General features: G+C 77.3%; 1 pseudogene. It reads right to left on the bottom strand.

Going from position 1 to position 10724, the window contains the following annotated elements:
• Nucleotides 1–23: 23 nt before the first annotated feature.
• Nucleotides 24–10652, bottom strand: a pseudogene (locus AC5WS8_RS04380) (SDR family NAD(P)-dependent oxidoreductase); the annotation flags it as partial.
• Nucleotides 10653–10724 lie beyond the last annotated feature (72 nt).

The following is a 10724-nucleotide window of genomic DNA, read 5'->3' on the forward strand; positions in this document are numbered from 1 at the left end:
CGGGCCGGGACGCGGGGCGCGCGTCACAGGCGCTGGAGTTCTTCCTTGAGGTGGGCGGCGAGCCGCCCCGGGGTGTCGGCCTCGAACAGCAGGGCCGCGGGCAGGCGCAGTCCCGTGGTCTCGCGCAGCCGGTTGCGCAGCGCGAAGGCGGTCAGGGAGTTCAGGCCGATGTCCCTGAAGGCGCGGGTGGTGTCGACGGCGTCGGGCGAGGGGTAGTCGAGGACGGCGGCGACGTCGGCGCGGACCAGGTCCATCAGGACGGCCTCGCGTTCCTCGTCGGCCAGACCGGCCAGGCGGCGCCGGAGCGTGCTCAGGGCGCTCGCACCGCCCCGCTGCCCCACGCGGCGGCGGGGCGGCCGCCCGGCGAGTGCGCGCAGGGGTGCGGGCAGGCTCGCGCCGTCGGGCCGGCCGGCGAGGGCGGCCGGGTCGGGGCGCAGCAGGACGGCGGTCGCGGCGTCGAGACCGCACGCGGCGTCGAACAGGTCGAGGCCCGCCGACCGGGGCAGCGGGGCGACGCCGGTGGGGGCGCCGCCCACCGTGCTGCCGTCGGCGTCCCAGCGGCCCCACGCGACCGACGCGCCCGGCAGGCCCTGGGCGCGGCGGCGCAGGGCGAGCGCGTCGAGGAAGGCGCCGAGCGCCGCCTCGCCGCTGCGGCCCGGGGCGCCCAGCGTGCCGGCTGCGGACGACAGGAGCAGCAGCGGCACGCCCGTGCCGGGTTCCTGAAGTCCGGTCTGCTCGGCGAGGTACCGGGCGGCGCGCATCTCCCGTTCCAGCAGCTCCTGTTCGGAGTCGGCACCGTCGCGGGGCTCGGGAAGCCGGGGCGCGTGCACGACGGCGCTCGGCAGCCGGCCGCCCGGCGTGCGCCGCAGCAGCGTGGTCACCGCGTCGCGGTCGGTGAGGTCGCAGTCGGCCACGGTCACCTCGGCGCCCGCGGCGGTGAGTTCGGCGGCGAGCGCGACGAGATCGTCGCAGGGTGCCGCGTCGGCGAGCACCAGCCGGGTGACGCCTCGCTCGGCCGCGAGATGACGGGCCAGGGCGGCCGCGGCGACGCGGCCGGCTCCGGTGACCAGGACGGTGTCGCCGGGCCCGGCGAGCAGCCCGGTCTCCCCCGCGCGCGCCGGCACGGCGGCCAGCCGGGGAACGCGCACCGCGCCGCGTACGACGGCCAGCTGGGGCTCGGGCAGGGACAGCGCGGCGGGCAGGGCGCGCCAGGAGGCGCGTACCCCGTCGAGGTCGGCGAGGACCAGCCGGCCGGGGGCGACCAGCTGGAGGGAGCGGATCAGTCCCCAGACGGCGGCCGCTGCGGCCTGCGGTCCCCCGGGGTCGTCCGCGGCGCTCAGCGCGCCGCGGGTCAGGAACACCAGCCGGATGTCGGCGAACCGCTCGTCGGCCAGCCACTCGGCGGCCAGTTCGGCCGCCTCGCGCACCGCCCGGGCGGCGTCCTCGGGTCCGGGCAGCAGTCCGGTCAGTACGGCCTCGGGAGCCGGGACCCCGGAGTCCAGGGCCTTGGCGAGGGCGGCGAGGCCGTCGTGGGCCTCGGTGTAGACGCCGGCCTTCATCAGGGCCGCGCGGGCGCCCAGCACGTCGGGGCCGACGAGCTCCCAGCGAGGCTTGGCGCGGGAGGTCTCGCAGCCGGTCTCCGGCCACTCCAGGCGGAACAGCGGGCCGCTGCGGGCGGCGGTGGGCGCGGCACGGTCGCCGGGGACGAGGCGGACCGCGCCGGCCGACGCGACGGGCAGGCCGAGGTCGTCGGCCGCCTCGACGGCGACGGTGTCGGTGCCGGTGCGGGTCAGCCGGACCCGCAGCGCGGGGGCGCCCTCGGCGTACAGGGCGACCTGGTGCCAGGAGTCGGGCGACGGCGTCGCGCCGAACGCGTCCTGCCCGGCGAGCGGCAGCGCGCGCAGCGCGGTGTCCAGCAGGGCCGGGTGCAGCGCGTGCTGCCCGCCCTCGCCGGGGTCGGTCAGCGCGACCTCGGCGAACAGGTCCTCGCCGCGCCGCCACAGGCCGCGCAGGCCCTCGGGGGCGGTCGGCCCGTCCAGGGCGACGCGTTCGGCCTCGGCGGGCGGCCACAGCTCCAGGTCGAAGGAGGCCCGGGTCTCGCCGGTGCACAGGACGGCGCGGGCGTTGAGGGTCCACGCGGAGCCGGGCAGGGCGGCCGCGGGCCGGGAGTGGATCCGCAGGGGCCGCTCCCCCGACGGGCCGGGATCGCCGACGGTGACCCGCAGCCGTACCTCGTCGCCCTCGGGCAGCACGAGGGGCGCCTGGCTGGTGAGTTCGGCGATGCGGTCGCAGCCGGCCCGGTCCCCCGCTCGCACGGCGAGTTCCAGCAGGACCGTCCCCGGTACGGCGACCGGTCGGGTCTGCGCCGGTCCGGTACCGCAGGGCAGGTTCGTCCGGGAGAGGGTGCCGGTGAGCAGCAGGCCGCCGGGGTCGGGCAGTTCGACACACGTGTCCAGCAGGGGGTGCCGCTGTGCGGACCCGTCGGAGGCCGGGGCCACGGGCTCGGGCGTCATCCAGTAGCGGCGGGTGGCGAACGCGTAGGTCGGCAGCGGCACGCGTCGCGCCCCGGTGGGGGCCAGCAGCGCCGCCCAGTCGACGTCCGCGCCCCGGACATGGAGCCGGGCCAGGAGCGCCGTGAGGTGCGGGCCGTCGGGGCCGCCGAGGGGCAGCAGCTCGGCGTCCGCCTCGGTGCCGGGGGCCGGTTCGCCGAGGACGACGATGGTTTGGTGGCCCGCGCCGGCGAGGGTGCGCAGCGCTGACGCCGGGTCGGCCGGCGGCTCGGCGAGGGCGGTGGCCCAGGTGTCGGCGCCCGTCTCCCGCTCCGGGTTCAGCAGGGTGCCGGTGGCGGAGGAGGCGAACGGCAGCTCGGCGGCGGCGAAGCGGACCGCGGGCGCCGGGGTGGTGGGCGCCGCCGGGGGCGTCGTACCGCTGTGGTGGACGGCGAGGCGGGCGCCGGTCTCCAGCGGGATCAGCCCGGCGGCGCAGGCGGCGGCGATCTCGCCGTACGACTGCCCGCCGACCGCGACGGGTTCGACGCCGTGGGCGCGCAGCTGCGCGGCGAGCGCGACCGCCACCGCCCAGCCGAGCGGACCGGCGATCTCCGGCCGCTCCTGCCAGCCGGGGGCGGTGCGCCCGGCCAGCACGTCGGCGGGGTTCCAGTCGACCAGCGCGGCCAGGGCGCGCCCGCACGCACCGAGGGTCTGGGTGAACACCGGGCAGGAGTCGGCGAGGGCCGCCGCGCCCGCGGTCCAGCGGGGGGCGGCGGGCGGGAAGTGCAGGGCGACGGAGGGCGGGACGGAGCCGGTGGGGACCGTGCCGGTCGCGAGGGTGACGGCGGGGGTGGGGCACGCGCCGGGCACGGTACCGCGGGCGCTGTGTGTGTCCCCCTCGGCGAGAGCCGTGCCGTCCGCGAGGGCCTTCAGGGTGCGCAGGGCCGCCTCGCGGTCGGTGACCGTGAGGACCGCCCGGTGCTCCAGCGCCGACCGGGTGGTGGCCAGGGACAGCGCCAGGTCGGGCAGGCGGAGCGTGGGTGCTGCGTCCAGGAGGGCGAGCAGCCGCCCCGCCTGTCCGCGCAGCGCCTCCGGGGTGCGGGCGGACAGCGGCAGGGGGATCCCGCCGGGCAGCGGGCCAGGACCTGTCGTCGAACTCCCGCCGTCCGCCCGGAGGGCGGCCCTCGTGGCGTCCGGTGCGTCCTCTCGGCGTGCCGGGCTCCGGCCCTCGTACCGGATGTCCCCGGGCCCGGTGCGGCGAGAGGGCGAACCGCCCTCGCCTTCGAGGCGGTGGGAGAGCGTGCACGGCGTCGCGGTCGCGGGGCTGGAGGCACCTCCCGGCCGAAGGCTGGGCGAGGGAGCGGGACGACCGGGCCCGGCCCCGGGCGGGGTGCCGTCGACGGCCTGGGCATCGACCGGGGCGTCGGTGCCGTCGAGCGGGCTGTCCCCGTCCCGGGGCGGCTCTTCGATGATCACGTGGGCGTTGGTGCCGCTGATGCCGAACGACGAGACGCCTGCCCGGCGCGGGCGTTCGCCGCGGGGCCAGGGCACGTCCTCGCGCAGGAGCTCCACCGCTCCGGCGGACCAGTCGACGTGGGAGGAGGGGCGGTCGGTGTGGAGGGTGCGCGGCAGCACTCCGTGGCGCATCGCCAAGATCATCTTGATCACGCCGCCGGCTCCGGACGCGGCCTGGGTGTGCCCGACGTTGCCCTTCATCGAGCCCAGCCACAGGGGCCGTTCGCGGTCCTGCCCGTAGGTGGCGACGACGGCCTGCGCCTCGATGGGGTCGCCGAGCGGGGTACCCGTGCCGTGCGCCTCGACGGCGTCCACGTCGGCGGGCTCGAGGCCGGCCGAGGCGAGGACCTGGCGGATGAGCCGCCGCTGGGCCGGGCCGCTGGGCGCGGTGAGGCCGTTGGAGGCGCCGTCCTGGTTGACGCCGCTGCCGACGACACGGGCGAGGACGGGGTGGCCGTGGCGACGGGCGTCGGAGAGCCGCTCCAGCAGCAACAGGCCGACGCCCTCGGCCCAGTTGGTGCCGTCGGCGTCCTCGGAGAACGGCTTGCAGCGGCCGTCGGCCGCAAGGGTGCGCTCCCGGCTGAAGGCGACGTACGGGTCGGGCCGGGACATGACCGCGACCCCGCCGGCCAGGGCCAGGTCGCACTCGCCGGAGCGCAGGGCCTGGGCCGCCAGGTGCAGGGCGACCAGCGAGGAGGAGCAGGCGGTGTCCACCGCGACGCAGGGGCCCTCCAGGCCGAAGGCGTACGACACCCGGCCCGCGGCCACGTTGCCCGCGGTGCCCATCTGCATGCCCGACGCGTAGTCGTGGTAGGTCACGCCCGCGAACACGCCGGTGCGGCTGCCCTTGAGGGAGGCGACCGGGATCCCGGCCCGCTCGAACACCTCCCAGGACGTCTGGAGCAGCAGCCGCTGCTGCGGGTCCATGGCGAGGGCCTCGCGGGGCGAGACGCCGAACAGTTCGGCGTCGAACTCGCCCGCGTCGTAGAGGAATCCGGCCTCGCGGACGTAGGTGGTGCCGGGGCGGTCGGAGTCCGGGTCGTACAGGGTGTCGAGGTCCCAGCCGCGGTCGGTGGGGAAGGGGCCGAGGCCCTCGGCGCCGGAGGAGACCAGCCGCCACAGCGCCTCGGGCGAGTCCGCTCCACCGGGGAAGCGGCAGCCCATGGCAACGATCACGACCGGGTCGCCGTCGGCCGCGCCGCCGGACGGGTGGGCGACGTCGTCGGCGCCTTCGGTGTCCGCGGTGCCGTCCACGCCGAGCTCGGCCGCGAGGCGGGCGATCAGGGCGGCCGGGGTCGGGTGGTCGTAGACGAGGGTGGCGGGCAGGCGCAGCCCGGTCTCGTGGTTGAGCCGGTTGCGCAGGTTGACCGCGGCCAGCGAGTCGAAGCCCAGCTCCTTGAACGGCTTGCCGGTGCTCACCGCGTCGGTGCCGTCGTAGCCGAGGAGCGCGGCGACCTGCCCGGTGACCAGGTCGGCCACCGCGCCGCGCCGCCGGGTGCGCGGCAGGGACGTGAGGCGCCGGGCGAAGCCGCCGCCCGGCCCGTCGGCGGTGCCGGCTCCGCGGCGGACGGTGATCCGCAGCAGCCCGCGCAGCAGCGGCGGCAGTTCACCGGACTCGGCGCGAGCCCGCAGCGTGCCCGGGTCGAGCCGCATCGCCAGCAGCAGCGCGCGGTCGGTGGCGGTGCCAGCGTCGAAGAGGGACATGCCGTGCTCGGCGGAGAGCGCGATGGCCCCCTGGGCGGACGTCCGGGCGGTGACCGCCGGGTCGAGGCCGGCCGTCATGCCGCCGAACCGCTCCCAGGGCCCCCACGCCAGCGACGTCATCGGCAGCCCCGCGGTCCTGCGGTGCTGGGCGAGGGCGTCGAGGAAGGTGTTGGCGGCGGCGTAGTTGCCCTGTCCCGGGTTGCCGAGCAGACCGGCGGCGGAGGAGAACACCACGAACGCGGACAGGTCCAGGTGCCGGGTCAGTTCGTGCAGGTGGGCGGCGGCGGTCACCTTGGCGCGGAACACGCCGGCCAGGCGGTCGGCGGTGAGGGAGGCGAGCAGCCCGTCGTCGAGGACACCGGCGGTGTGCACGACCGCGGTGACGGGATGCCCGTCCGGGACGGAGGCGAGCAGCGCGGCCAGCTCCGCCCGGTCGGCGACGTCGCACGCCTCGACGCGCACCTCGGCGCCGAGGGCGGTCAGTTCGTCGCGCAGGGCGGTGGCGCCTGCTGCGGCGGGGCCGGAGCGGCTGGCCAGCAGCAGCCGCCGGACGCCGTGCTCGGTGACCAGGTGGCGGGCGGCGAGGGCCCCCAGCGCGCCGGTGCCGCCGGTGATCAGGACCGTCCCGTCGGGGCCGAACGGCACGGCCGCCTCGGCGGGCCGCGACACGCGGACGACGCGGGGGGCGAGCAGGGTCCCGCCGCGCACAGCGAGCTGGGGCTCGTCGTCACGGACCGCGGAGGGGGGCAGGGCGCCCGGGGTGTCGTGGTCGACGAGGAGGAAGCGGCCCGGGTGCTCGGACTGCGCGGTGCGCACCAGGCCCCAGACGGGGGCGTGCACCAGGTCGGGCACGGGGTCGTCGTCGCCGGCCGCGACGGCGTTGCGGGTGAGCACCACCAACCGGGCGGCGTCGAGGCGTTCGTCGGCCAGCCACTGCTGGAGGGTGGTCAGTACGGCGGCGGTGGCGTCCTGGACCGCGGCGGCGAGGGCGTCGCTGTCGGCGGCGTCCTGGGCCGGGGCTTCGCAGGCCGGTGAGGCGTTCCGCCCCGTGGTCCCGCCCGCGGTCCCTTGGGTGACCCCGCCGGCGTCACCGTCGGCGGACCCGAGTGTGAGGACGGCCGTCGTCGGGGCCGGCGCCCCCTCGTCGAGCGCGGCACGCAGGGCGTCGAGGTCGGGAAGGGCGCGGGCGGGGACGCCCTGGCCGGTGAGGTGGGCCGCGAGGCCCGCACCGTCCGGGCCGAGCACCGTCCACTCCCCCGCGTCCGGGTGGGCGCCCGCGAGGTCGGCGACCGGCTGCCAGTCGAGCGTGTGGAGGCCGTCGACCTGGGAGCCGTTGGTGGTGAGGCCGGTCGCGGGCACGCCGGTCAGGGTGACGGAGTCGACGGTGGCGAGCGGCCGTCCTTCGGCGTCCGTCAGGGCGAGCGAGACCCGGTCGGTGCCCACGCCGGAGATCCGCAGGCGGGCGGCGCCCGCCCCGGTGACGTGCAGGGTCACGCCCTGCCAGTCGAGGGGCAGCGGAACGTGGCCCTCGGCCGGCTCGGGCCCGATTCCCGCGGCGGCCTGGACGGCGGCGTCCAGCAGCACCGGGTGCAGTGCGAAGGCGCCGGCCTCCTGCTCGGGCGGCCCGTCGGGCAGGGCGAGCTCGGCATACAGGTCGCCGTCGCTGCGCCACAGTGCGCGGACGGCGCGGAAGGCCGGGCCGTAGGAGTGGCCCCGCCGGGCCAGCTCGTCGTACAGGCCGTCCACGTCGAGGGGTTCGGCCCGCTCGGGCGGCCACGCCCCGGTGCGGTCCTGGACGGGCACGGGCCGGACCTCGCGGGTGAGGGTGCCCTCGGCGTGGCAGCGCCAGGGCTGGTCGGTGGTGTCGTCGTCGGGCCGGGAGTGGACGCTCACGCTGCTCCGGCCCGCCTCGTCGGGCGCGCCCACGAGGACCTGTACGCGGACGGCGCACCGCTCGGGCAGCGGCAGCGGGTCGCGCAGGGTCAGCTTCTCCAGGGCGGTGCAGCCGGCCTCGTCACCGGCCCGGACGGCCAGTTCCACGAGGACGGACTCGGGCAGCAGCGCGGCGCCGGCCGTCTCCCGGTCGGCGAGCCAGGACAGGGACCGCGCGGACAGGCGGCCCGTGAGCAGGACGCCGCCGGCGTCGGCGAGTTCGACGGCGGCGCCGAGCAGCGGGTGCCGTGCGGCGCCGAGTCCCGCCGCCCGGATCCCGGCGGCGCCGGAGGGTCCGGCGGGCAGCCAGGCGCGGCGGCGCCGGAAGGCGTAGGTGGGCAGCGGTTCGGCGGGGGCGCCGCGGCCGGTGACGCGGGCGCCCCAGTCGACGGCGGCGCCGCGCGTGCAGAGGGCGGCGAGGGCCGTCTCGAAGGCGAGCGGTCCGGGCCGGTCCTTGTCCTGCGCGGGGACGGCGAGGGTGTCGTCCTCGGCGGGCAGGCTCTGGGCGGCGAGGGCGGTCAGGGTGCCGTCGGGGCCCAGTTCGAGGCAGCGGGTGACGCCGAGTCCGCTCAGCGCGCGCACGCCGTCGGCGAACCGGACGGCGTGCCGGACGTGCCGCACCCAGTACTCGGGGTCGGCGAGGTCGTCGGGGTCGGCCGGGCGGCCGGTGAGGTCGGACACGACGGTGAGTCGCGGCGGGTGGAACTCCAGCGACGCGGCGACGCGGCGGAAGTCCCGCAGCATCGGCTCCATGAGCGGCGAGTGGAAGGCGTGGCTGACGCGCAGGGCGGTGGCGCGGTGCCCCTGGGCCCTGACCTGTTCGGCGATCTCCTGGACGTCGGCGGCGGCGCCGGAGACGACGGTGGCGCGCGGCCCGTTGACGGCGGCGACGCCCACGCGGTCGGCGCGGCCCTCCAGCAGCGGCAGCACTTCGGCCTCGGGCAGCTGGAGGGAGACCATCGCGCCGCCGTCGGGCAGCTCCTGCATCAGCCGGCCGCGGGCCACGACGAGGCGGCAGGCGTCGGCCAGGGACCACACGCCCGCCGCATGGGCGGCGGCGACCTCGCCGACGGAGTGGCCGAGGAGGACGTCGGGGCGTACGCCGAAGGACTCCGCGAGCCGGTACAGGGCGACTTCGAGGGCGAACAGGGCGGGCTGGGCGTACTCGGTGCGGTTGAGGAGGTCCGGGTCCGTGCCGAAGACGACGTCCTGCAGGGGGCGTTCGAGTCCGGCGTCGGCCTCGGCGCACACCGCGTCGAAGGCGTCGGCGAACACCTCGTAGGTGTTGTGGAGCTCGCGGCCCATGCCGAGGCGCTGGGAGCCCTGGCCGGCGAAGAGGAAGGCGGTGCGTCCGGGGGTGGCGGCGGAGCCGGTGGCGAGGCCGGGCCGGGCGTGGCCGGCGGCCAGGGCGTCCAGGCCGTGCAGGAGTTCGTCGGGTCCGGTGCCGAGGACGACGGCCCGTTCCTCGAACACGGACCGGGTGGTCAGGAGTGCGGCGGCGGTGCGGGCGGGATCGGTGCCGGGCCGGGCGCGGACGAACTCGGCGAGTCTGCGGGCCTGTTCGCGCAGTGCGGCGGGGGTGCGGCCGGTGACCAGCCAGGGCACGGTCCCGGACGGCAGGCGCAGCGCGGCCGGCTGCGGGTCCGGGTTGTCGGGGTCGGCGGGGGCCTGTTCGAGGACGACGTGGGCGTTGGTGCCGGAGACGCCGAACGCGGAGACACCGGCCCGGCGCGGCCGGTCGCCGGTCTCGGGCCAGTCGGTGTGCTCGTGCAGCAGCCGTACGGTGCCGGCAGACCAGTCGACGCGGGCCGTGGGCTGGTCGGCGTGCAGGGTGCGCGGCAGCACCCCGTGCCGCATCGCCAGCACCATCTTGATGACGCCTGCGACACCGGCGGCGGCCTGGGTGTGACCGATGTTGGACTTCACCGAGCCCAGCCACAGGGGGCGTTCGCGGTCCTGGCCGTAGGTGGCGATGAGCGCCTGCGCCTCGATCGGGTCGCCCAGCGAGGTACCGGTGCCGTGCGCCTCCACCGCGTCCACATCCGCCGGCCTGAGTCCGGCGCTCGCGAGGGCCGCCCGGATGACGCGCTGCTGCGACGGCCCGTTCGGCGCCGTAAGACCGTTCGACGCACCGTCCTGGTTGACCGCGCTGCCCCGCACGACCGCCAGCACCCGGTGACCGTTGCGCCGCGCGTCCGACAGCCGCTCCACCACCAGCACACCGGCGCCCTCACCCCAGCCGGTCCCGTCCGCACCCTCCGCGAACGCCTTGCACCGCCCGTCCACCGCCAGCCCCCGCTGCCGCGAGAACTCCACGAACGCACCCGGCGTCGACATCACCGTCACACCACCGGCCAACGCCAGATCACACTCACCGTTGCGCAGCGCCTGCACCGCAAGATGCAACGCCACCAACGACGACGAACACGCCGTGTCCACCGTCACCGCCGGACCCTCGAGCCCCAACACATACGACACCCGGCCCGACAACACCGAGGCGGTGATGCCGGTGGTCAGGTGGCCGTCGGACTCCTCGGGCCGGCCCAGCATCAGGGCGAGGTAGTCCTGGCCGTTGGTGCCCATGAAGACGCCGGTGCGGCTGCCGCGCAGGGTGCCCGGCTCGATCCCGGAGCGCTCCAGCGCCTCCCAGGAGGTCTCCAGCAGCAGCCGCTGCTGGGGGTCCATGGTCATCGCCTCGCGTGGGGAGATGTCGAAGAACGTCGAGTCGAACAGCGGCGCGTCGTAGAGGAACGCGCCCTGGCGGGCGTAGGTGGTGCCGGTGCCGCCCGCCGGGTCGAGGACGCCGTCGAGGTCCCAGCCGCGGTCTGCGGGGAAGTCGGCGACGGTGTCGCGTCCCTCGGCGAGCAGGCGCCAGAACTCCTCGGGGGTGTCCGCGCCGCCGGGGAAGCGGCAGCCGAGTCCGACGACCGCGACGGGCTCGTGACGGCCGGCCTCGGCGTCATGAAGGCGCTTGCGAGTCTGGCGGAGGTCCGCCGTCACCCTTTTCAGGTAGTCCCGCAGCTTCTCTTCATTGCTCGCCATCGTGCTCCACTTCCTCGCAAAAGCCGTGAACGGTCCCGTCGC

It is taken from the genome of Streptomyces sp. PTL18, from assembly GCF_059510295.1.